The organism is Kribbella sp. C-35, from assembly GCF_046549195.1.
Lineage (GTDB): Bacteria > Actinomycetota > Actinomycetes > Propionibacteriales > Kribbellaceae > Kribbella.
This window is the reverse complement of record NZ_JAJPWG010000001.1, coordinates 1,988,282-2,011,094: the sequence shown is the minus strand read 5'-3', so window position 1 is coordinate 2,011,094 and position 22,813 is coordinate 1,988,282. Positions and strand designations below refer to the sequence as shown.

Sequence of the window (22,813 nt, the reverse complement as noted above, 5' to 3'; positions counted from 1 at the left end):
GAGTCTTGACGGCTCCAGTGTGACGGGGCAGCATCGGATTCGCAATATCCTATAGGATCTTGGAGCCGCCCCATGAACGTCACGTTGCGTAGGACAGTGTTGTGTCTGGCCACGGTCGCCCTGGCCGCCGGATGTACGACGAAGAGCTCCAACGAGTCCAGCGGCACCGGAACAGGTGACGACGCGTCGACGTCGGCGTCCTCCGGACCGGTGACGCTGAAGGACGGATCCCAGGTCAAGCTGGCGCTGATCCCCGGCGGCGCGCACCCGTACTTCCAGCCGTGGAAGACCACCGCCGACCAGGACAAGACCGAGTTCAAGCTCGGCGGCGTGACGTTCAACGAGACCGGTGAGTGGGATCAGGGCAAGCAGAACAACGTGATCAACTCGCTGGCCGCGCAGGGGTACAACGCGTTCGGCATCTTCGGCGTGTCGCCGACCGACATCAACTCGACGTTCGAGGACCTGAAGGCGAAGGGTTTCGCGGTCGGTTCGCTGGCGTCCTGCCCGGCCGGTGACACCAACTCGGCCGACTTCTGCCTGTCCACGGACGTCGAGACCGCGGCGTACAAGGCGGCGAAGGCGACCATCGAGGCGATCGGCGGCCAGGGCACGATCGTGCACCTGACCGGCAACAACGTCGACTCGAACACGCAGCGCCGGATCGCCGGCGTCAAGAAGGCGATCGCCGAGACCGGCGGCAAGGTCACCGAGCTGCCGGTGATCACCGATATCGACAAGGACCTGTCCACCGCGCAGAAGGCGGTCGCCGACCTGCTCGCGTCCAAGGGCAAGGAGATCAAGGGCATCGTCACCACGGCGTACAACCCGGCCGTGGCCGCGGCCGACGGTGTTGCCAGCAGCAAGCTTCCGATCAAGGTGGTGGCGATCGACGACGACGCGAAGATCCTGGCCGGCATCAAGTCCGGCGGGGTCGCCGCCACCGTCACCCAGAACCCGGTCGGTCAGGCGTACGTCGGCGGCTGGCTGCTCGCGCTGCTGCAGTCGAAGCAGTGCACGATGAAGGACCCGGGCGTGATCGTGGACTCCGGGTCGTTCGTGGTCACGAAGGCGAACGTCGACACGTACGACGACGAGCGCAAGGCGAAGACCAAGGAGCTCCAAACCGAGTTCGTCAGCCACCTGAGCTGCCAGTGAGCACGATCACCGCGGCCGACACGTATCTGGTTGACCTCGAGGTCGAGACGGTCCGGACCGACGCCGTACAAGCGTTCCTGAAGCAGGAGACGATCTTCGTCTCTTTGTCGACATCTGACGGGCTGACCGGGCTCGGGTACTCGTACACGATCGGCACGGGCGGCACCGCCGTACTGGCGTTGTTGCGGGACCACCTGTTGCCGCGACTCGTCGGTAAGGATGCGCGGAACATCGAGGGGCTCTGGTCGGACCTGTTCTGGTCCACGCACGCTACGACGGTCGGTGCGATCACTTCACTCGCTCTTGCGGCCGTGGACACTGCGTTGTGGGACCTGCGGTGTCTGCGGGCCGGTGAGCCGTTGTGGCGGCTGGCTGGTGGGTACCGGCAGCAGGTCCCGCTGTACGACACAGAGGGCGGCTGGTTGCATCTGACAACGGATGAGCTGGTGGCGGGTGCTCTCGCGTCGCAGAAGGCCGGCTGGCCCGGTGTGAAGCTCAAGGTCGGCAAACCGCGTCTCCACGAGGATGTGGAGCGGTTGCGGGCAGTGCGCGACGCAGTGGGTCCGTCGCTGGACATCATGGTCGACGCGAACCAGTCCATGACGTATCCCGAGGCTCGTCGTCGTGCTGCGGCGTTCGAGGCGGTGGATCTCTCGTGGTTCGAGGAACCGTTGCCGGCTGACGATGTGACGGGCCATGTCCGTTTGGCCGCGTCGACGTCGATTCCGATCGCCGTGGGGGAGTCGCTGTACTCCGTCTCGCAGTTCCGGGAGTACGTCGCTTCTGGTGGTGCCGGGATCGTGCAGGTGGACGTGGCGCGTGTCGGTGGGATCACGCCGTGGTTGAAGGTCGCGCATCTGGCGGAGACGTTCAACCTGGAGGTGTGTCCGCACTTCCTCATGGAACTGCACGTCAGCCTGACCGCTGCGGTGCCGAACGGGCGGTACGTCGAGCACATCCCGCAGCTGCGGGCGATCACCCGTTCTGAGATGGCTGTAGTCGACGGGCATGCGGTAGCGCCCGACGTACCGGGTCTGGGGATCGACTGGAACCCGGACGCCATCGACGATCGGCGGGTCGGATGAGCGTCTCGTCCACCGCCACCGAGGCGCTGCAAGAGGACGCGCCGCCTGCCGAGGTACGCCGTGCGCCGTGGTGGGCCAACCAGCGGATCGGTCTGCTGATCCTGGTGGTCCTGCTGTCCACGCTGTTCGGCGTACTGCGGCCGGCGTTCTTCAACCAGCAACTGGTGGTGTTCCCGCTGCTGCGGGACATCGCGATGTTCACCGTGGTCGGGCTGGCGCAGTTGTGCGTGTTGTCGATCGGCCACATGAACCTTGCTGTCGGGCGGATGGCCGCGTTCTCGATGATGATCACCGGAATCTCGTACGACCTGTGGCACTTCGGGTTGTACGCCGGATTGCTGGTCGGACTCGTTGCCGGTACGGCGATCGGCGCGTTGGCGGGATGGGTGATCGCGCGGACCGGGGTGAACTCGTTCGTGGTGACGCTGGCGCTCGACTTCCTGCTGCTCGGGCTGATTCCGCTGGTGTACACGGCGTTGACGGACAACGCTGCATTTGTAACCAAGCCGGCGGGGATGCGGGAGCTGCGCAACTACTCGCTCGCCGACGTCTGCGTCGGGAACGTGTGCGGGTCGCCGGCAGTGCCGCAGCTGGCGATCTTCGCGGTCGTCGCGATGGCCGTCGTCGGGTGGATCTATGCGCGGACGCGGCTCGGTCGTGAGCTGCTGATGACGGGCTCGTCGGTGCGGGCCGCTGAGTTGTCCGGGATTCCGACGGCGCGACGGGTGATCGTCGCGCACGCGATGTCGGGATGCCTGGCGGCGTTGGCCGGATTCATGCTCGCCGTCTCCACGGGGTCGATCAAGGCGACGATCGGCGAGGAGTTCATGCTCCCGTCGTTCCTCGGCCCGATCCTCGGCGGCACCCTGCTGGCCGGTGGTTTCGTCTCCATCTGGGGCACGCTCATCGGCACCGCCCTCACCACGGTCATCCGCAAAGGCCTGGACCTCCTCGGCGTAGGCCTCGAAAGCCTCAACATCTACCTCGGCCTGATCCTCCTGATCGCCCTCTCCACCGACCGGGTGCGAACGGTGTTGTCCGAGCGACGGGAGGTGCGACAACGATGAGACGCTTCGCGCGTTCCACCGAGATGACCTTGCTGGCCATCGGGGTTGTGTTCTTCGTGTTTCTGGTGATTGCGTCGAACGGGGACCTGCTGTCGGCGAACTCGTTGCGGGTGTTGCTGCAGTTTCTTGCGGTGCCTGTGCTGATCGGGCTGGCTCAGATGGTCGTTCTGGCCGTGGGACAGCTCAACCTGGCCGTCGGCGCGATCGGTGGTTTCGCCGCGGTCGCGACGGGCGTGCTGATGGCCGATCACGGCGTACCGGCTCCGCTCGCGCTGCTGATCGGGTTCCTGCTCGCGGCGGCCGCCGGTCTGGTGAACGGCGTGCTCGTGGTGCTTACCCGGATCAACGGTTTCATCGTCACGCTCGCGACGATGACCATCCTGCTCGGCGTGCAGTACCGCCTCGTCGGCACGCGCACTGTCGACGCGTATCCCCAAGGATTGAAGGACTTCGGGGCGTCCGCCCTGTTCGGCGTACTCCCGTGGATCTTCATCGTCGCGCTGATCGTCGCGGGCGGGCTGTCCGTTCTGTTGCGTCGTACCGTCCCCGGCCGACAGCTGCTCGCCTCCGGCGGAAACCCGATTGCCGCGCGTCTTTCCGGGATTTCCAACGACCGATCGGTGATCATCGCGCACACGCTTTCCGGCGCGGTGCTCGGCGTCGCCGCGATCCTCACCGTCGCGTCCTCGCCGGGCGTGAACAAGAGCATCGGCGGCGACTGGCTGCTGCCGTCGTTCGCGGCGCCGATCATCGGCGGCGCGCTGCTCACCGGCGGCTCGGCCGTCGTCCTCGGGACCGTGCTGGCCGCGTTCATCGTCCGGTTCGTCGACACGGCGCGGGCGGAGTTCTCGCTCGAGCCGTCCTGGGTGAACTTCGTCGTCGGCGCGGTCGTCCTCGGATCGGTCGTACTCGGGCAGGTCCGGAGCCGTCGGCAACAACGGAGTACGGTCGTGAAAACGCCGGACGCGACGGTGGCGGGAGGTGCGGTATGACGTTGTTCCAGGCGGAAAACGTGGTGAAGGTCTTTCCCGGCGTACGGGCGCTGGACGGCGTCGACCTCGCCCTCGAAGCGGGTTCGGTGCACGCACTGCTCGGCGAGAACGGGGCCGGAAAGTCGACGCTGATCAAGGTCGTCACCGGGTTGTACCGGCCCGACGGCGGCCGGTTGCTGCTCGACGGCCGCGAGGTGTCGTTCGGGTCGCCGCACGAGTCTGCCTCGGCGGGCATCGGCGTCGTACATCAGGAACGCAACCTCATCCCCGGGTTCACCGTGGGCGAGAACATCCTGTTGCAGAACCTGCCGACGTCCCGCGGCCTGGTCGATCGCGCCGCGATCCGGTCGGAGGCGTCGCGTTGGCTGGCTGAGCTCGAGCTCGACATCGATCCGGAGCAGCCGGTCACCGAGCTTTCCGTCGCGCAGGCGCAACTCGTGGAGATCGCCAAGGCGTTGTCGATCGAGAGCCGCGTGCTGCTGCTGGACGAGCCGACTGCGTCGATCACGCCGAACGAGGCGGCGCTGCTGTTCCGCGTCGTCGAGAAGCTGAAGAACGACGGGCGCGCGGTGCTGTTCGTGAGTCACAAACTCGAAGAGGTCTTCCAGATCTGCGACACGGTGACCGTCCTCCGCGACGGTGCCTCCGTGCTGTCCGGCGGCGCGTTGGCCGACCTCACCCGGGACGAGGTCGTCGACCTGATGGTTGGCCGCACCCACGAAGCGCTGTCACTGCCTCCACGGACGGTGGACGCTGCTGCTGACCCGCTGCTGGAGCTACGAGGCGTGAGTACGGCGACCGGGCATGTCGGCGTGGATCTCGCCGTACGTCCGGGAGAAATCGTCGGACTGTACGGTCTGGTCGGCGCCGGGCGGAGCGAGCTGGCGAAGGCCTTGCTCGGGCTGGACCGGATCACCGGTGGCGAGGTCCGCGTTCGCGGTACGGTGGTACGGATCCGGAACGTGCGGGACGCGCTGCGGAACCACAAGATCGGGTACGTCACCGAGAACCGCAAGGAAGAAGGCGTTTTCCTCGAACAGTCGGTCAGCCGGAACATCGCCGTGACGATCTGGGACCGGTTGCGGAAAGCGCTCGGCTACGTGCCGGCGAAGGCCGAGGTCGCGACCGTCGCATCGTACGTCGACCAGCTCGGGATCCGGATCGCTTCGCCCGAGCAGTCCGCCGGAACGCTGTCCGGCGGAAACCAGCAGAAAGTTTCCTTGGCGAAATGGCTGGCGGCGCAGACCGAGATCCTGATCATCGACGAGCCGACGGTCGGGATCGACGTACGGACCAAGGACGCCTTCCACACGTTGATCTGGGACCTCGCGGCCAACGGGCTGGCGATTCTGCTGATCACGTCCGACCTCCCGGAGATGATCACGCTCGCCGACCGGGTCGTGGTGATGCGCGACCACGCCGTCCAGGGAGAGCTCGCGAACGACCACGACTACGACCGGATGAGCCAGCAAGTCATTCGTCTCATCCACGCCGAGGGGACCACCGCCGCATGAGCAGAGTTGACGCCCACCACCACGTCTGGGATCTCACCGTCCGCGAGCAGTCGTGGATGGTCGGGCCGGAGCTGGATCCGATCCGCCGCAACTTCTCGATCGCCGACCTGGCACCGCTCGCAGCCGCCGCAGACATCAGCGCGACCGTACTCGTGCAGACCGTCGGCGTGGTTGCGGAAACGGTCGAATTCCTGGAGATTGCCGCTGGCAACGATCTCGTGGCGGGTGTGGTCGGCTGGGTCGACCTGACTGCGCCCGACGTCGCTGACACGCTGGCGTCGCTCCAGGCCCGTCCGGACGGCGCGTATCTGAAGGCGATCCGTCACCAGGTGCATGACGAGCCCGATGTCGACTGGCTGCTGCGTCCCGACGTACAGCGTGGTCTTGCTGCCGTTGCGGACGCCGGCCTCGCGTACGACCTCCTCACAAAGACGCCGCACCTCCCAGCCGCGATCCAAACCGTCCGCAACCTCCCGCAACTCACGTTCGTCGTCGACCACATCTCCAAACCGGTCATCGGCGAGCCGCTGGACCCGTGGGCCACCCAACTCCGTGAGCTGGCCGCCCTCCCCAACGTCACCTGCAAACTCTCCGGCATGGTCACCGAGGCCGACTGGGCCACCTGGACCCCCAAAGACCTCCAGCCGTACGCCGACGTAGTCCTGGAAGCCTTCGGCCCCGACAGAGTCATGTTCGGCTCCGACTGGCCCGTCTGCCTCCTCGCCGCGTCGTACGCCGACGTCGTCACCACCGCGGAAACCCTCACCTCAACACTTTCCGCAGCCGACCAGGAGGCCGTCTTCAGCACCACAGCCACCCGCACCTACCGCCTGCTCCCAGCAGTCCAGTCAGCCATCGGCGGATAGGTGGACCTTCGGGAGGTCGAGCGCGAGCCGGAGGCGTTTCAGCGGGGCCTGACCGCAGCGCAGATCGAGGCGATCTGCCGGCGGGCGTTCGGTCCTGGCGTGACGGCGGTGAGGGCCGTTGAGTTGGGGTACGGCGGCTACAACAGCGTGTACCGGGTGGAGCTGGCCGGCGGGAACGACGCGGTGATCCTGCGGGTGGCGCCGGAGGAGGCGGTGCAGTTCGGGTCCGAGCTGCACCTGATGCGGAACGAGCATGCGAGCGTTCCTTGGCTGGCGGCGATTGCGCCTTTGATACCGCAGGTGCTGGCCGCGGACTGGTCGCACGACATCGTCGACCGCGACTGGATGATCCAGACCCATCTGCCCGGCGTCCCGGCTCCGGAACACCTCGGCACGTATCCGCGATCCGGCCGTACGACGTTCTTCCACCAACTCGGCGCGATCACCCGGACTGTGCACGACGTACGCGGACCGCACTTCGGCCGCGTGGCCGACCCGTCGTACGCGTCCTGGAGCGAGGCAGTGATCGCATCACTCACCCAGATCGCCGACGACCTGGAGCAAGCAGGCCTCGACGGCGCCGACGTACGCAAGGCCACCGAGCTTGCTGCCCATGGCCGCGCGACGCTGGACGAAATACGCGAGCCGCGGCTGCTGACGGGCGACCTGTGGACGGTCAACTGCCTCCTCGACGCCGAGGCGCCCGAGCCGTTGATCTCCGGCGTACTGGACTTCGACCGCACCGAGTTCGGCGACCCCGCCGCCGACTGGACCATCCGCATGGCCCAGGCAAAGCACGACGAACGCGAGTCCTTCTGGCAGTCGTACGGCGCCTTGAACCGAACACCCGCCGCACTCTGGAGAGCAAACATCTACGAGGCCCGTCACTTAGCCGCAATCCGCCTCGAACGCCACCGCCTGAACAACCCCAAAGCCGTCCACGAAAGCTACGACGCCATGGCGAAGGTTCTTGCCCAGTTCGGCTGAGCGACGCGATCAGCCGCGGCGGCCGGAGCGGGTTGCGAACTCGTCCAGCACGGTGATCACCTCGCGTGCGATCCATGCCCGGTCGCGCTTTCCCGTCGAGATCTGCTTCAGAACCCCTGCTTCGACAAGCTGGTCGACGGCGCGCTGGGCGGCCGGCTGTGACACGTCCAGATGCTGCTGGACGTACGCGACCGTGATCGCTGGTTGGCTCAAGAGGTGCGGCAGGAGGCGGCGGGCCGCCGAGCCCTTCCGTGACGGGAGGACTTGCTGCCAGTCGGCGTAGATTCCGGTGAGATCGCTGACCAGGTGGCGGCCGTTGCCGACGGCAGCGAACGAGGCTCGGCCGAACTGCGTGATGATCGGGATGGGGTTGCCGTCGCGGTACGAGCCGAGCGCCGCGAAGTACGCGTCGGTGTCGGTGAGCAGGCCGGCTGAGACCGGGACGGTCAGCCGCCGGGTCACGCCGGACCGGCGCAGCATCGCGTGGACGAGAGTCCGGCCGGTGCGGCCGTTCCCGTCGTTGAACGGATGGATCGTCTCGAACTGAGCATGTGCGATCGAGACCTGGGTCAGGACCGGGATGTCGGTACGCCGGCAGAACGCGACGAGGTCGTCCATCAAGGCGGGTACCCGCTCGTGCCGGGGTGGGACGAACGTCGCGGTGTGTGGGGTCGGCCCGCCCCCGATCCAGACCTGACCGTCTCGCAGCCGTCCGGGATGGGCATAGGCCTGGTCGTGCATCAGTGCGCGGTGGGCGGCCAGGATCGAGTCGGTGCTGAGGTCATCGGCCAGGTCGATCGCTTTCTGCATGGCCTCGACGTTGGCGGCGACCATCCGGGCGTTCTGACCCGACGCCTCGTTCAGGGTGGCGATGGCCAGCGCTTTCGCCCCTGCGGTGACACCTTCGATCTGCGAGGAGGACGCCGACTCGGTGCGGAGCAAGACGACAGCGAGCGGCGCGAGCTCACCATCAGCATGCGGGAGCGACGCGGCGAGCTCGGCGTCGAAGCGGGAGATCTCGACCAGCGCATCCTCCGCTCCAGCAGCAACCTCCGACGGGACGTCGAAATCCAGCTCCGCGATCGCCGGCGGGACGGCCGCCAGGTAGGAACCCGTCGACTCCGCCCGCTCACGACGAGACATCGGGGTGTCGCCCGCGTCCCACTCGGACGGCTCCCAGCCGACCGCCAGCTGAAGATCTTCGGGTTGGTTCACACCTCCCACTATATAACTTTCTTCGAATAAAGTTATATAGAGGCTCGTTCAGGCATCGGTTGGGACGAACTCGACGCGGACGCCGAGGAGGCGGATGGGGCGGTTGAGGGTGAACTTTTCGAGGATGGACAGGGCCGTGGTGGCTATGAGTTCGGGGTCTTGGGTGGGGGTTTTGAGTTTGCGGCTCTTGATGGGGGTGTAGAAGTTGATGAAGCGGACCTTGACCGAGACGCGTTGGATGGTGCGGCCCTCGGCGACGACCTCGCGGGTGACCTCGAGGGCGATGCGGCGGAGTTCGCGTTCGACGCCCGCGCGGTCCGCGAGGTCTTCGGGGAAGGTTTCCTCGTGGCTGCGGGAGACCGGTTCGCGGGGTACGTCGGTGACCTCGGTGTCGCCGAGGCCTCGGCCCAGGGCGGCGTACCAGGTGCCCATTTTGGGGCCGAAGCGTTTCTTCAGTACGTCCAGGTCGGCGGCGGCCAGTTCGGCGACCGTCAGCACGCCTAGCTCGCTGAGGTTGCGTTCCATCCGCGGCCCGATGCCCCAGAGGTCGCGGACGGGGCGGTGGTCCATCACCTCGCGCCAGTTGGCCGCGGTGAGGCGGTAGATCCCGGTGGCGGGGCCGGCGCCCTCGAAAGGCTCCGCGTGCGAGCGTTCATGCTTGGCAAACCCAGTCGCGAGTTTGGCGCGAGTCTTGTTGTCACCGATACCGACCGCGCAGGTCAGCGAGGTCTGAGACTCGACGGCCGCGCGCAGCTCGGCAGCCAACGACTCCGGGTCGTCGGTCTCCGCGCCGACCATGCACTCGTCCCAGCCCCAGACCTCGACGACGACCGGGAAGGAGCGCAGCGTGTCCATCACCTCGGCCGACGCCGCGTCGTACGCCGCCGGATCCGACGGAAGGAAAACGGCGTCCGGGCATTTCTTGTACGCCGCCCGCACCGGCATCCCGGAATGCACGCCGAACGAGCGTGCCTCGTACGACGCGGTGGCGACCACCTGCCGTGGTTGGGTCGGGTCGCCGGACCCGCCCACCACGACAGGCAGCCCACGGAGCTCAGGCCGCCGCCGGATCTCGACGGCCGCGATGAACTGATCCATGTCCACGTGCAGGAGCCACCAGCTCATAGCTGACAGGTAACCACATCAGCTGGACGCGCTGGAGTAGGTCAGCAGCCCGCGCCGCCACACCAACCGGACCAGCAGCATCGCCACGATGGCGAGCCCGACCCCGACGGCCACCGTTCCCCAGCCGAGATCGCCGGCCAGCGCCCGCACCGGGAACGTCGTAGCGAACGCGACCGGAAACGCGAACGTCAGGAACGTCCGCACCGCGACCGGGAAGAACACCAGCGGGTACCGCCCGGCCTCGACCAGACTCAGGAACACATACCCGATCCCGTTCACCGACTGCAGCCAGAACGCCAGGAACGACATCGCCGACCACACCGCGGTCAGCAGCACCAATCCGGTGCCGACGAGCACGACAGCCTGCACGACCTGCCCGGGGCCAGGGCTGAGGTCGGCCTGCACCAGCCCGATCACCAGGACCACGATGCCGCTGGCGACGTTGGTGAGTTCCGCGACGTTGATCCACCGCAGTGTCAGGTAGAACTGGCTCGACACCGGCCGCAGCAGGACACTGTCCAGCTCACCTTCGGTCAGGTACGTCGTCATCCGGGTCAGGTTCGGCGCGATGAACGTCGCCATCAGCCCGGTGACGATCTGGAACACACCGACCAGCGCGATCACCTCCGCGCGGGACCACCCGTGCACCTCGGCCGTGAACCCGAACAGCAGCAACGTCGGCACGATCCCCAGCCCGAGCTGCACGAGCCCGACGAGCAGCGTGGTCAGGAAATGCGCACGGAAATGAGTTTCCCGAACCACCGCCTGCGCGAAGAACCGCCGCCACAGACGCAGATGCCGCCACTGCTTGTGCCACCAGGTCCGATCGAGCGTGCTCATGCGCCCACCGCCGAGTACGCGCGGATCCCCGCGGACCAGACGAGTCGGGCGATCGCCGCGAACACCACGACGTACCCGAGCTGGAATCCCAGCCCTGCAAGGAGTTCGCGCCCGGTCAGCTGACCCGCGACGATCTCGACCGGGAACGACACCGTGTAGCGGAACGGCTGGTGGTCGACGAACCCCCGCGACCACTCCGGCATCAACGCCAGCGGTACGACGGCACCGGACAGCACGCTCGCGATGATCACGCGCGCCTGCACGAGCGCGCTCACGTCGTCCATCCAGAACGCCAGCGACGCGATCAGGATGTCGATCGTGAACACCAGCATCGCCCCGAGCAGGATGCTGACCGCGAACAGCGCCCAGCGGCCCGGGCCGGCCGGGATGTTCATCGAGTCGCGGAAGATCCACCACACGATGCCGATCATCGGCACCAGTGCGAACAGCTTCAGGAACTTCTCCGACAGGTTGTTCGCGACGAACCCGGCCAGCAACGACGCCGGCCTGATCATCCAGCTGGACAGCTTCCCCATCCGGATGTCCTGCGCGAGGAATCCCGCCATCCAGGACGACGTCGCCATCGTGACGAATCCGAGCAGCACGAAGTACGTCGTCACGTACTGCTCGTCGACCGGCAACTGGGCCCCGCTCGCGAGCGCCGTCCGCCAGATCAGCAACGAGATGACCGGCATGCAGATGTTCGCCAGCATGAAGATGACCCACGCGCCGCGGTACACGGACTGTTGCGCGATATCGGCCGCCGTCATCCGCCGTACGACGCGGAGGTTGCGGACGAAGGCGTTCACGACGCGTCCCCGAGGGTGCTGCGGCGCAGGAACAGGTCGCGCATGATGTCCTCGATGTCGGCGTCCGCGACGTCGAGGTCGACCAGCGGACCGAGCCGGGTCAGCTGCTCCATCACGAATCCGGCGCGCTCCCGGTCCGCCTCGAGCTTCACCGTCGGCCCGGACACCTCGACCGCGCTCACGCCCTCCAGCCCGGTCAGCCGGTCGGCCTCGATCGGCGTCGCGTATGTCGCGCGCACGAGCTTGCGCGGTTGCGCCGTACGGACGAGGTCGTCGAGACCGCCGTCGAACTGCAGCCGGCCGTGGTCGATGATCATCACCCGCGAGCAGAGCGCCTCGATGTCGTCCATGTCGTGGCTGGTGATCAGGATCGTCGTACCGCGCAGCCGGTTGACGTCGGCCAGGAACGCGCGGACCCGGGCCTTCGCGACCACGTCGAGACCGATCGTCGGCTCGTCCAGGAACAGGATTTCCGGGCCGTGGACGAGCGCGGCCATCAGTTCGAGCTTCATGCGTTCACCGAGCGAGGTCTTGCGGACCTGCACGTTCAGCAGGTGCTCGACCTCGAGCAGCTCGGCCAGTTCGGCGACGTTGCGGTCGAACTCCGCGGTGGACAGGCCGTACATGTCCTTGTGCAGCAGGAGACTCTCCATCGCCGGAACGTCCCACCACAGCATCGTCTTCTGACCCATGACGAGCGCGATCCGGCGCAGGTAGTCGTGCTTGCGGTCCGACGGCGTGTGGTCGAGCACCTGCAGGTCGCCGGAGGTGGTGTAGAGCAGGCCGGACAGCATCTTCAGCGTGGTCGTCTTGCCGGCGCCGTTCGGGCCGAGCAGGCCGACGACCTCGCCGCGGCCGATGGAGAAGGTGACCCGGTCGACGGCGAGCCGGGTCTCGTACTTGCGTCGTACCAGGCTCTTCAGCGCGCCGCCGAGTCCGGCGCGCTGCTGGTGGAAGGTGTAGGTCTTGGTCAGATCGTGTGCCGCGATGACAGACGTCACGTGCAATGCACCGCTTTCGAGAGAGTGTCGGGACCGGGCAGCGTCAACGCGTAAACGCGCAGAGCGCAGGCCACTCACGCCAGGTGAGATCGGCCAGGTGGACACTAAGGTCCGTCCCGGCTACGCGATCCGGTCCGACCGCGGGGGTTGAACGGATATCAACCCTTATCTCGACGACGTGTCGACATCGCTCCCTGTGGGTCCTTCCGACGTGCGGCTGCCACCGACCACGGTATGCCGTCCCGGAAAGCGCCGTCCACCCGCTTTCAGAGTGCCTTGCGCATCTGCTGTGAGATGACTGTGTAGCCGAGTGAGTCGTACAGGGCGATCGCGGTGGTGTTGTCACCGAAGACGTTCAGGTCCAGCTGGGTGTGGCCGAGCCGACGGCACTCCTCCTCGCCGGCCAGCATGATCGCCCGGCCGTAGCCTTTCCCGCGATGCGGGTGGTCCACCTCGATGCCGTAGATGAACGGCACGTTCGACTTGGTGCTGATCCAGAGGCTGCCGACCGGCTCGTCGTCCGCGACCGCGATCCAGATCAGTTGCTGATCGGTGGCCGGGCCTTCCGGCAGCAACCGCTCGGTCTTCTCGTAGGCGAGCGCGAGCGCTTCGTCCGGGGTCAGCCCGCGGGACGGCCCGACTCCGGCCGCGAACGAGGCGGCGGCGCGCTCCATCCAGCGCGGGTACTCGTTGTCAGTGATGGGGCGCAGGAGCACCGGCGGCGTGGTCACGAGGCTGACGATAGCTTCCGCCCGCACCTGTGAGCACCGGATATCGTGCACGGGTGGCGGATCTGACGTTAGAGGTGGCTCAGAAGCTGTTGGCCGCGCAGCCGTTCAGCGTGCTGCTCGGGGCCCGGGTGACGGCGTTCGGCGACGGCGGCGCGACGCTCGAGCTCGGCATCCGGCCGGATCTCCTGCAGCAGAACGGTTTCCTGCACGGCGGCGTACTCGGTTACGCGGCCGACAACGCCCTCACGTTCGCCGGCGGTACGGCGCTCGGCCCGGAGGTCCTGACCGGTGGATTCACGATCAGTTACCTCCGCCCGGCTCGGGGCGCGTTGCTCCGGGCCGAGGCGAAGGTTGCCTATGCGAGCAAACGGCAGGCGACGTGCACCTGTGAGCTCACGACGCTTGACGACGCAGGTACGTCGACCCTGTGTGCGATCGCCCAGGGCACGATCGTCGCCCGCTAGTCGAAGAGATCTTCGAGGAACGACTTCTTTTTCTTCTTGTGCGGGTATTGGTTCCCGTACCGCGGGTCGTACCGCCGGTCGTCGTCGCGCCGGTCGTTGTCATAGCGGCGGTCGTCGTCGTACCGCTTCTTCTCCTCGTACCGAGGCTGCTGCGATGGCTGCGACTGCTGCGGGTTGTTGAACCGCGCCTCGGCGTCGACGAGCCGCTCCAGCTCGCCCCGGTCGAGGAAGATCCCGCGGCAGTCACCGCACTGGTCGACGGTGATCCCACTGCGCTCGTACGTCCGCATCGCGCCGTGGCACTTCGGGCAAACCAAGCTCTCCATCCAGCAACTCTAAGTGACGATTTCCCCGTCACGGCGCGCTTTCAGCGAACTCTCAGGAAGTCCTCATTTGAAACTGCCGAGGAAGGTCTTCAAGATCGGGCCGGCGGTGTGCGAGCCGGACTCGCCGCCTTCCACGATGACCGCGAACGCCACGTCACCGCGGTAACCGGCCATCCAGGCGTTGGTGGTCACCTTGCCGTTCGCGACGACCTCGGCGGTACCTGTCTTGGCAGCGACCGCGCCGTTGCCGGCGAGCACCTTCGCCGTACCGCCGGTGACCGTGGTGCGCATGAACGTCCGCAGCGCCGCAACAGTTGCCGCGGGCAACGGGGAGGCGGCCACGCCGGCGGCGTCCTTGCCCGGTACGAGAACCGGCTTCATCGCCGTACCGTGGTCGACTGTCGCTGCGACCAGTGCGATCGCCAGCGGGCTCGCCGTGACCGTGCCCTGGCCGATCATCGACGCGGCCTCTTCGACGTCGTCCTTGGGCGCCGGTACCTGGCCGCCGTACGCCGAGATCGACAGGTTCAGGTCCCGCCCGATCCCGAACATCGCCGCGGCCTTCGTCATCCCGTCCTTCGGCAGCCGCGCGTGCTGCGAGATGAAGGCGGTGTTGCAGGACTGGTTGAACGCCTGCTGCATGGTGCCGTTGCCGTACGCCGCCAGCGCGTCGTAGTTCTTGAACGTCTTGCCGAACACGTTGATCGTGTCCGTGCACGGCAGCGGCGTCGCAGCGGTCAGCCCGCTACCCAGGAGCGCCGCCGAGGTGACGATCTTGAACGTCGAGCCCGGCGCATACCGGCCCTGGAAGGCGCGGTTGTAGCTGGCCACCTGCGGGCCGTTCGCCGCAGCGAGGATCTGTCCCGTCGACGCCTGGACGGCGACCAGCGACGCCGGCAGCTTGCTGGTCGCCAGCGCGGCCTCGGCGGCCTTCTGCATGTTCGTGTCCAGGGTGGTCTTCACCTGCTTGCCGGCGGTGCCCTTCTGGCTGAACACATTCTTGATCGTCAGCTTGGTCTTGCCGTCCCGCAGCGCGACCGTGCCGCCCGGCGTACCGGCGAGCTGCTGCTGGAACGCATACTGCAGGCCGGTCGTGCCGACCTGGTCCTGCGCCGACGCGGTCGGGCCCGCGTTCTTCAGGGTCTCGTCGGTCGCGGTCTTCATGGTGCCGATGATCGACCGGGCGAACGTCGAGGTCGGCGGCAGCGACTGCGTGCCGCCCATCGTCAGCACCCCGGGCAGCTTGCTCATCGTCGGCCGGAGCGCCTCCCACTCCTCGGCCCGGATCGTGATCGCGTCCACGAACTGCCCGGCCGGTGCGGCCTTCGCCCGCGCGGCGAGCTTCGCGCCGTCGACGTCGAGGTACTTCGTGAACGCGGCGTACGTCGCCGCCGTGGCCTTGGTGCCCGCGGCGACGCCGACGATCACGACCGGCCGGTTCGCGGTCAGGGCGACGCCGTTGCGGTCCAGGATCGAGGCCCGGGCCGGCAGCGCGCGGACCCGCTTGAGGTAGTTGCCGTCGCCGAGACCGGGGTAGATCGTGTCGCCCGAGGCTTTGACCTTCCAGGCGTCGCCGGTCTTCGCCGCGGTCGCCGTACTGGTCCACTTCATCGCGCCGATACCGCGCAACTGCGCCTCGACGGCCAGCTCCTGGGTGCAGCTGCCGTCGGTGCACTTCGGCTCGCCCTGCGGGGTGACCGTCACGGTGCTCGCGACCAGCGCGCTGTCGACGTCGTCGAGCCGCTTCGCGAACACCGTCGGGTTGTCGGTGAGCGCCCCGGCGGCGTCCGGCTTCCCGTTCGGCGCCCACGCCTTCACCCAGGCGTCGGCGAACTGCTTGATGACCGCGCCGGACGCCTGCTGCTCGTCGCTCCCGGACTTCCCGCCGCCGCCGGACTTGCTGTCCGAACAACCAGCGGTGATCAGCAGACTACTCAGGCAGACAATGGCAGTGGTTCGCTTCACTTTCCCAACTCTCGCACGACGACGGGTGGACACCGGGCACAGTCTTCGGCGTGTGACTACCTCGGAACCTACTCAACCTACTCAAGTACGACGCCCGCACCCGCTCAGGAGTTGGCAGCAGAGGATCGGTGAATCGGGAGCGAATCGCTGCGCGAATCGGCGGAACCGGATTCTGGAACCGCGTTCCAGAGTCGCGGCGCCGGGCGTATTCTGCTCCTTTGTGACCCGCCTTGCTCTGCACAGCCGCCTGATTCCCGGTACCGAAGAGGCCTACGAGATCGAGCACGCTCGCGTCTGGCCGGAGCTGATCACCGCGATGCACACCGCCGGGATCAGCGACTGGTCGATCTGGCGCAGCGGCCGCGACCTCTTCCATCTGGTGGTGACCGACGACTTCGAGGCCGCGGTCGCGTACCTGCGGACCGACCCGACCGACCAGCGCTGGCAGCAGCACATGAGCCAGTTCGTCGAGGGCTTCGCCGAGAACCCGGAGGGCGTGGCCGGCCAGTCGCTGCGCCACGTCTGGACGATGAGCGAGCAAACCGACTAGTACATCTCCCACAACAGCAACTCCGCGCCGTCCGGCCCCGCGGTGAGGCGCTCACCGTCTGCGTTGGTCAGGCGTACGGCGTCCGCTGTCCCCAGCTCGCCGGCGCTTTCGAGGGTTGCTGTGCCTGTTGTCACGAACAGGTGGACGTGCGGGGCGGCGGGTAGCTCGAGCGTCTGTCCGGGGGTGAGGCGGGCTACCGACATACCGGCGGACTGCTGGTTGAGGTGGATGGCGGTTGACGATGCGTGCTTGGCGAGGCCGGACGCGACCGGGACGAGTTCGCCGGTGGTCAAGTCGAGCTCGGTCTGTTCGTACGACGGAGGAAGGTCGAGGCGATCGGGGCGGACCCACATCTGGACGTAGTGCACCGGGTCCGGGCCGTCGTTCCACTCCGAGTGCTGGATGCCGCTACCGGCGGTCATCCGTTGCGCGAGCCCCGGGTGCACCTCGCCGCTGTTCCCGTGCGAGTCACGGTGCGCCAGCGCGCCCCGCAGTACCCAGGTGACGATCTCCAGGTCCTGATGTGGATGCGTGCCGAACCCGGTGCCGGGGGCAACTGTCTCGTCGTTGTGCGCGAGCAGGAAGCCGAACCCGACGTTCGCCGGGTCGTAGTGCGGCCCGAACGAGAACGAGTGCCGCGAGTCCAGCCACTCGCTCGCGGTCCGGAACCTGTCGTCCGCCCGATGGATCGCCACGGGTCTAGTAATACCCCTTGTGGCCGTCCAGCAGCTCGCGGATCGCATCGAGGTGCCCGACGTGGCGGGCGGTTTCCTCGACCATGTGGAGCAGCATCCACCGCAGCGTCGCCTGGGCCGACTTGAAGTCCGGATGCTTGCCTACGTCGTCGAGCGAATGTGTGGCGACGATCTCGTTCGACTGCGCGCACTGCGCCTCGAACTCGTCCAGCAGCTGCGCCAGCGGTACGCCGGTCACCAGCATGTCGGCGTCCTCGGGCTCCTCCTGGAACTGCGGATTGTCCGCGTACGACTCACCCAGGAACAGCACGTTGAACCAGCAGTGCTCGGTCCACCGCATGTGCGACACCAGCCCGGCCGGCGTCATCAACGGGGAGTCCGGCAGCGCGACCCGGTACTCGTCGGCTTCGGCCAGCCCTTCCAGCTTCCACCGCACCAGCGCCCGCTGTTGATCCAGCCAGCCCACCAGCTGCGTCCGCTCGTCCGCAACCAGGGGCGGTCTCTCCCGCGAAAGTGTCATGGCGGGACGGTAGCCAATCCACTCGATCGGCGCAGCGCATTAAAAAACGGACTGCGCCGCTCGGTGGGCGGCGCAGTCCGGTCTACTGGTGAGACGTCCGGTCAGCCGGTCGGGTTCCCGTTGTCGGAGCCGAGGGTGGCCTTGATGGACTGGGGCTTGCCGTTGCGGGTGACGGTGAGCGTCACCTGATCGCCCGGGCGGTGCGAACGGACCGCGGCGACCAACGCGTCCCCTGACGCGATCGCCTTACCGTCCACAGCGGTGACGACGTCACCTGACTGCAGACCGGCCTTGTCCGCCGCACCGCCGGACGTAACCTCGCCGAGGCGTGCTCCGTTCGTGAGCCCGTCGGAGGACTGCGCGTCGCCGACCGTCACACCGAGCCGCGCATGAGTGGCCTTGCCCTTGGCCACCAGCTCGTCGATGATCGGCTTGGCCTGGTCGATCGGGATCGCGAACCCCAGGCCGATGTTCCCGCCTTCGGATTGTCCCGATCCGCCGGCGGTTTTGATCGCGCTGTTGATACCGACCACCTGGCCGGCGAGGTCGATGAGGGCGCCGCCGGAGTTCCCCGGATTGATCGCGGCGTCCGTCTGGATTGCTGGGAAGACCGTCGTACTGTCCTGCTGCTCGTCGCCCGACGTCACCGGGCGGTTCAGCGCCGACACGATGCCACTGGTCACGGTCGCCTCCAGGCCGAACGGCGAGCCGATCGCCACCACGCCCTGCCCGACCGCGAGCTTTCCGCTCTGGCCGAGGGTCGCCGGGGTCAGGTCGGTCGCGTCGGCGTGGATCACCGCCAGGTCCGTGAGCGGGTCGGTGCCCTTGATCGTGGCCGATACAGTGCGGCCGTCGTTCAGCATCACGGAGATCGTCGCGCCCTGCCCGGCGCCGGCCACCACGTGGTTGTTGGTGACGATCAGGCCGTCCTTGCTGATCACGATGCCGGACCCGGTCGCCTCGCCCTGCGAGGTCGCGACCGCGATCTTCACCACGCTCGGCAGCACCTTCGTGGCGGCGCTCTGCACCGAGCCGTCCGGCGCCGACACGGGCGCCGCCTGGTTGCCGTTCAGCGGGGAGGTCACCGACGGCGCGTTCGTGGTGTGGTCGTTGGTCGCCGAGTAGACGGCCGCGCCGCCGACGCCGCTCGCGGCGCCGACCAGCAGCGCGGTCAGCGCCACCGCGGCCAGTCCGGCCCGGCGCTTCGGCTTCACCGCGGTGGCGGTGGCCGGCTGCGGTCCGATGGGCCAGTTCGGGCCCGGAGACGTCCCCTGATGCGTCCCCGGCGCCCCGAACTGCGGATAAGTACTCCCACCTGCGGGGTACTGTCCCGGCCGCTGCCCTTGCGGCCCCGAGTCCAGCCGCGGCTGCCCACCTTGCGGCGCAGACTGCTGCTGCTGATGCTGCCCGTACATCGGCAGCTGCTGCGTCCGCTCCGGCCCCTGCGGTCCCTGTGCGTTCTGGCCGGGCTGGTTCTGCGGCTGCTGCGGCTGGTTCTCGGTCATGGCAAGTACTTTGTCGGCCGGACCTGAGAGGGCCCTGAAGATCCCCTCGGAGTGACCGAAGAACTCCATGAAGATCCACTGAAGGGGAGCGCCGCCAGCAAAAGTCTTGACTCGCCGCTTACAAAATAGTGCGGTGGCGAGAGTAGACATTCACCGATCGACTGGCTAGTGTCTCTGGTGTTGCCAAGAGAGAACAAGAGAAGCCGATGTGGGCGGCCAACGACCGCCCAGCAGTACGAGCAGGATCAGCGGAACCCGGCCGACGAGTTCGTAGTGCAGTACCGGTAGTTCGCAGTCAAGTAGTGCAGTAACCGCAGTACCAGTAAGAGTGAAGTGGTATGGCGCAGTAATCGGCCGGTGTGACAAGAAGTCGGAACACTGAGGAAGAGGAGTGGATTACATCATCAGGATCGCCCGCTGTGGCTGTGTTTCGCCGGGCGGGTACCGCAGTCCCATCGTGATTGGAAGGTGGTTCTCGGTTACGCATTGTGCGATCCCGGCGACGTCCGGCCTTCAAGGCGGACCGCGGAAGTAGAACTGACTCGAGGGTCAGTAGATGGTGACAATCCAAACCCAGGGCCCCGGTGCTTCGGCACCGGGGCCCTCGACACGGAGGTGCGATGAGCCCAGGCCAGCCAGCGGAGCAGATGATGTCAGAAGACCCTGAAACACCAGCGACCAACTTGGACGACGAGGACTTCCCCGCCTACACGATGGGACGGGCCGCCGAGATCCTCGGCGCCACGCCTGGATTCCTGCGCAGCCTGGACGAGGCGAAGCTGATCACGCCGCAGCGCTCCGACGGCGGACATCGCCGCTATTCCCGCTACCAGCTCCGACTGGCCGCCCGCGCTCGCGAGCTGGTCGACAACGGGACGTCACTGGAATCTGCCTGCCGGATCATCATCCTGGAAGATCAGCTGGCCGAGGCGATGCGAATCAACGCCGAGCTCAGCGCATCGGACGAGGAAGGCTGACTCGAGGACTCAAGTCTCCGAGCGGCGTCCCGTCCGTGGGCTGCAGTTGTCCTATCGGGTCTGGGTGGCTGCGTGCGGCAGCCAGAGGGTGAATTGTGCGCCTGCTCCAGGCACGTTGCGGGCGTAGATCATGCCGCCGTGCTGCTCTGCTGCGTGCTTCACGATCGCCAGGCCCAGGCCCGATCCAGGACGGCCACGGGCCTCACTGGAGCGATAGAACCGGTCGAACACGTGAGGCAGGTCCGCCTCGGCGATCCCCGGCCCGGAGTCGGTCACCGTCAGTACGCCGTCCAGCAGCCGGACTGTCACGTGTCCGACCGGCTGTCCGTCGCTGCGCTGCTCCGTACCTTCAGGAATGCTGTACTTCGCCGCGTTGTCCAGCAGATTGGTGACCGCTCGCCCGAGCAGCCGCTCGTCACCCCAGACCGGGAACGGCGTGAGCTGCACGTGCCACTCCAGCCCGGGCGCGCGTCGCCGTACCTTGATGACGGCGTCCTCGACCACGTTGGACAGCTCGATCAGCTCCGCGTTCCGCACCTGCGGGGTGTCGCGGGCCAGCTCGGTCAGGTCGCCGATCAGCTGCGTCAGCTCGTCCATCTGGGCGCGTACGTCGTCCAGCAGTTGCTGCCTGTCCTCGGGCCGGAGACCGCCGCGCTTGTCCGCCTGGGCGAGCAGATCGAGGTTCGTGCGGACGCTGGTGAGCGGCGTACGCAGTTCGTGGCCCGCGTCGCCGACGAGCCTGCGCTGCCGGTCGCGGGATTGCGCGAGCGCGCCGAGCATTGCGTTGAACGCCATCGCCAGCCGGGAGATCTCGTCGGTCCCGGTCACCGGGATCGGCTTCAGGTCCTCGGTCCGCGCGACGTGCTCCGCAGCTCCGGTCAGCCGCGCCAGCGGCCGCAGACCGGACCGTGCGACCGCGTTGCCCGCGAGAGCCGCGCCGATCACGCCGATCAGCCCGAACGCCCACAGCACGATCCCGAGGTTGTGCAGGGTCTGATCGATCGGCCCCAACGACTGCGCCACTACCAGTGCGCCGGGCTGGTACAGGCCGTCGTCGTAGTTGCAGGGCTCGCGAACCGGGCAGAAACGAGCGGGTACGGCGACCACGCGGAAATGCGAGCCGCCGTTGCGCACGCCGACTGTTCGCAGGCTGGCCTGATCGCCCTGGTTCTGGGCGATCTGGAGCTCGTCGTCGCCCATCGGCGGCAGCGGACTGTTCACCGGCGCGTACTTGTCGCCGGTCGCGCTCAGCACTCCGACGCGGATGTCGCTGAGGCCGAACGCGTCGGCGGAGGCCTTCTGCAGGTTGTCGAGGTTGGTCAGGACCCCCTTCTGCGCGGCCTGGCCGGCCCGCTGGATCAGGCTGTCGTCCAGGTTCTGGTACATCTGCTGGCGCACGGTGATGTACGCCGCGATGCTGACGATCGCCACCGCGAGGCCGACCGCGACCGCCGCGAGCAGTGTCACGCGGGCATGCAGCGTGAGCTTGTGGAGCGTCTCGTTCCACCAGGTCTGGGTCCGGGCAGCGGTCGCCGCGACGCGATTGCCGTTGCTACTGGCAACGGGCCGCGCGGATTGCGTCGGCTGCTGCTGCGGTTGCTGCGGACGGTCGGCGTACGAGGGGAACTGCTCGGGGTGTTGCTCACTCACGGCGGGGTGTCCCTCAGCACGTACCCGATGCCGCGGACGGTGTGGATCAGGCGAGGCAGACCGTTGACCTCGGTCTTACGGCGCAGATAGCCGACGTAGACCTCGAGCGAGTTCGCGGTGGTGGGGAAGTCGTAGCCCCAGACCGCGTCCAGGATGACCGCGCGCTCCAGCACCCGGCGCGGGTTGCGGATCAGCAGTTCGAGCAGCGAGAACTCGGTCCGGGTGAGCTGGATCGCCACCTCGCCGCGGTGCACCTCGTGCGCGTCGACGTCGACCACGAGGTCGGCGTACTGCAGCACCTCGCCGCGCTGGCCGCCCTCGCTGGGGGTGCTGCTGCGGCGCAGGAGCGCACGCAGCCGGGCCAGCAGCTCCTCCAGCGCGAAGGGCTTGGTCAGGTAGTCGTCGCCGCCGGCGTCCAGGCCGTCCACCCGGTCCGCGACCGCGTCCCGCGCGGTCAGCACCAGGATCGGAACATTGTTGCCCGCGGCCCGCAAGGCCTTGGTGGTCTCCAGCCCGTCCAGCCGCGGCATCATCACGTCCATCACGACGACGTCCGGCTCGACGTTGCCGATCACCGCGAGCGCCTCGGCGCCGTCGGACGCGGTCACCACCTCGAAGTCGTTGAACTCCAGCGAACGGCGCAACGAGTCCCGGACCGCCCGGTCGTCGTCCACCACCAGTACCCGCATCGTCTTGCCCCGCTCCGCTCGAAGTTCCGCTCTGCCGAGAGTAGGTCGCTTCTTTGAGAATCGCCTGAGAACCCGCTGATCG

Annotated in this window: 23 protein-coding genes; 10 read left to right on the top strand and 13 right to left on the bottom strand. The window is 67.4% G+C overall.

Features of this window, described 5'->3' with window-relative positions; all coding sequences use genetic code 11:
- Positions 1-72 precede the first annotated feature (72 nt).
- From ACLJOO_RS10155 to ACLJOO_RS10125, 7 genes are read left to right on the top strand one after another with little or no spacing between them, the layout of a single operon-like run.
- Positions 73-1,158, top strand: coding sequence for a sugar ABC transporter substrate-binding protein (locus tag ACLJOO_RS10155; protein WP_410786621.1), 1,086 nt, complete (start codon positions 73-75; stop codon positions 1,156-1,158).
- Complete coding sequence (locus tag ACLJOO_RS10150) at positions 1,155-2,243, top strand: mandelate racemase/muconate lactonizing enzyme family protein (protein ID WP_410786620.1); 1,089 nt, start codon at positions 1,155-1,157, stop codon at positions 2,241-2,243. The genes ACLJOO_RS10155 and ACLJOO_RS10150 overlap by 4 nt, the downstream gene beginning before the upstream one ends.
- Positions 2,240-3,310 carry an ABC transporter permease gene (locus ACLJOO_RS10145; RefSeq protein ID WP_410786619.1) on the top strand — a complete coding sequence of 357 codons (1,071 nt, stop codon included), beginning with the start codon at positions 2,240-2,242 and terminating at the stop codon, positions 3,308-3,310. The genes ACLJOO_RS10150 and ACLJOO_RS10145 overlap by 4 nt, the downstream gene beginning before the upstream one ends.
- Positions 3,307-4,302 (top strand): ABC transporter permease, encoded by a 996-nt coding sequence (locus ACLJOO_RS10140; protein ID WP_410786618.1) that lies wholly within the window; start codon positions 3,307-3,309, stop codon positions 4,300-4,302. Before ACLJOO_RS10145 ends, ACLJOO_RS10140 begins: the two co-directional genes overlap by 4 nt.
- Positions 4,299-5,816, top strand: coding sequence for a sugar ABC transporter ATP-binding protein (locus tag ACLJOO_RS10135; RefSeq protein WP_410786617.1), 1,518 nt, complete (start codon positions 4,299-4,301; stop codon positions 5,814-5,816). The genes ACLJOO_RS10140 and ACLJOO_RS10135 overlap by 4 nt, the downstream gene beginning before the upstream one ends.
- Complete coding sequence (locus ACLJOO_RS10130) at positions 5,813-6,682, top strand: amidohydrolase family protein (RefSeq protein WP_410786616.1); 870 nt, start codon at positions 5,813-5,815, stop codon at positions 6,680-6,682. Before ACLJOO_RS10135 ends, ACLJOO_RS10130 begins: the two co-directional genes overlap by 4 nt.
- Positions 6,683-7,669 (top strand): phosphotransferase family protein, encoded by a 987-nt coding sequence (locus tag ACLJOO_RS10125; RefSeq protein WP_410786615.1) that lies wholly within the window; start codon positions 6,683-6,685, stop codon positions 7,667-7,669.
- A gap of 9 nt (positions 7,670-7,678) precedes the next feature.
- Here ACLJOO_RS10125 and ACLJOO_RS10120 read toward each other — a convergent pair whose 3' ends face one another.
- The 6 genes from ACLJOO_RS10120 to ACLJOO_RS10095 form a co-directional block, all read right to left on the bottom strand.
- Positions 7,679-8,884, bottom strand: coding sequence for a Fic family protein (locus ACLJOO_RS10120; protein ID WP_410786614.1), 1,206 nt, complete (start codon positions 8,882-8,884; stop codon positions 7,679-7,681).
- A gap of 48 nt (positions 8,885-8,932) precedes the next feature.
- On the bottom strand, positions 8,933-10,009 hold the full coding sequence (locus tag ACLJOO_RS10115) for a DNA polymerase IV (protein ID WP_410786613.1): 1,077 nt from the start codon (positions 10,007-10,009) through the stop codon (positions 8,933-8,935).
- An 18-nt stretch (positions 10,010-10,027) separates the two neighbouring features.
- Entirely contained in the window at positions 10,028-10,849 is an 822-nt protein-coding gene (locus ACLJOO_RS10110; protein ID WP_410786612.1) for an ABC transporter permease, read from the bottom strand.
- Positions 10,846-11,658 carry an ABC transporter permease gene (locus tag ACLJOO_RS10105; protein WP_410786611.1) on the bottom strand — a complete coding sequence of 271 codons (813 nt, stop codon included), beginning with the start codon at positions 11,656-11,658 and terminating at the stop codon, positions 10,846-10,848. The genes ACLJOO_RS10110 and ACLJOO_RS10105 overlap by 4 nt, the downstream gene beginning before the upstream one ends.
- A complete protein-coding gene (locus ACLJOO_RS10100; protein ID WP_410786610.1) occupies positions 11,655-12,659 on the bottom strand; it encodes an ATP-binding cassette domain-containing protein in 1,005 nt (334 codons plus the stop codon). Before ACLJOO_RS10100 ends, ACLJOO_RS10105 begins: the two co-directional genes overlap by 4 nt.
- A 266-nt stretch (positions 12,660-12,925) precedes the next feature.
- Complete coding sequence (locus ACLJOO_RS10095) at positions 12,926-13,390, bottom strand: GNAT family N-acetyltransferase (RefSeq protein WP_410786609.1); 465 nt, start codon at positions 13,388-13,390, stop codon at positions 12,926-12,928.
- Positions 13,391-13,443: 53 nt separating this feature from the next.
- Between ACLJOO_RS10095 and ACLJOO_RS10090 the strand changes: the two genes are divergently transcribed.
- The gene (locus ACLJOO_RS10090; protein WP_410786608.1) at positions 13,444-13,854 is read left to right on the top strand and encodes a PaaI family thioesterase; all 411 of its coding nucleotides are present in this window, start codon (positions 13,444-13,446) and stop codon (positions 13,852-13,854) included.
- Here ACLJOO_RS10090 and ACLJOO_RS10085 read toward each other — a convergent pair.
- Both ACLJOO_RS10085 and ACLJOO_RS10080 read right to left on the bottom strand, forming a co-directional pair.
- A complete protein-coding gene (locus ACLJOO_RS10085) occupies positions 13,851-14,180 on the bottom strand; it encodes a zf-TFIIB domain-containing protein (RefSeq protein ID WP_410786607.1) in 330 nt (109 codons plus the stop codon). The genes ACLJOO_RS10090 and ACLJOO_RS10085 overlap by 4 nt on opposite strands.
- Positions 14,181-14,243: 63 nt before the next feature.
- Positions 14,244-16,145 carry a penicillin-binding transpeptidase domain-containing protein gene (locus tag ACLJOO_RS10080; protein WP_410786606.1) on the bottom strand — a complete coding sequence of 634 codons (1,902 nt, stop codon included), beginning with the start codon at positions 16,143-16,145 and terminating at the stop codon, positions 14,244-14,246.
- A 220-nt stretch (positions 16,146-16,365) separates the two neighbouring features.
- Between ACLJOO_RS10080 and ACLJOO_RS10075 the strand changes: the two genes are divergently transcribed.
- Positions 16,366-16,695 (top strand): L-rhamnose mutarotase, encoded by a 330-nt coding sequence (locus ACLJOO_RS10075; RefSeq protein WP_410786605.1) that lies wholly within the window; start codon positions 16,366-16,368, stop codon positions 16,693-16,695.
- Here ACLJOO_RS10075 and ACLJOO_RS10070 read toward each other — a convergent pair.
- The 3 genes from ACLJOO_RS10070 to ACLJOO_RS10060 all read right to left on the bottom strand — a co-directional run bounded on the left by ACLJOO_RS10070 (position 16,692) and on the right by ACLJOO_RS10060 (position 19,415).
- Positions 16,692-17,390: a pirin family protein gene (locus ACLJOO_RS10070; RefSeq protein ID WP_410786604.1), complete on the bottom strand. Its 699-nt coding sequence runs from the start codon at positions 17,388-17,390 to the stop codon at positions 16,692-16,694. The genes ACLJOO_RS10075 and ACLJOO_RS10070 overlap by 4 nt on opposite strands.
- Before the next feature lie 4 nt (positions 17,391-17,394).
- Complete coding sequence (locus ACLJOO_RS10065; protein ID WP_410786603.1) at positions 17,395-17,910, bottom strand: DinB family protein; 516 nt, start codon at positions 17,908-17,910, stop codon at positions 17,395-17,397.
- Positions 17,911-18,011: 101 nt separating this feature from the next.
- Positions 18,012-19,415 (bottom strand): S1C family serine protease, encoded by a 1,404-nt coding sequence (locus tag ACLJOO_RS10060; protein ID WP_410786602.1) that lies wholly within the window; start codon positions 19,413-19,415, stop codon positions 18,012-18,014.
- Between the two features lie 650 nt (positions 19,416-20,065).
- On the opposite strand from ACLJOO_RS10060, the gene ACLJOO_RS10055 reads away from it, so the two are divergent.
- A complete protein-coding gene (locus tag ACLJOO_RS10055; RefSeq protein WP_410786601.1) occupies positions 20,066-20,392 on the top strand; it encodes a MerR family transcriptional regulator in 327 nt (108 codons plus the stop codon).
- A gap of 51 nt (positions 20,393-20,443) precedes the next feature.
- On the opposite strand, the gene ACLJOO_RS10050 is transcribed toward ACLJOO_RS10055, so the two are convergent.
- Positions 20,444-22,042: a sensor histidine kinase gene (locus ACLJOO_RS10050; protein ID WP_410786600.1), complete on the bottom strand. Its 1,599-nt coding sequence runs from the start codon at positions 22,040-22,042 to the stop codon at positions 20,444-20,446.
- Positions 22,039-22,731, bottom strand: coding sequence for a response regulator transcription factor (locus ACLJOO_RS10045; protein ID WP_410786599.1), 693 nt, complete (start codon positions 22,729-22,731; stop codon positions 22,039-22,041). The genes ACLJOO_RS10050 and ACLJOO_RS10045 overlap by 4 nt, the downstream gene beginning before the upstream one ends.
- Positions 22,732-22,813: the final 82 nt, after the last annotated feature.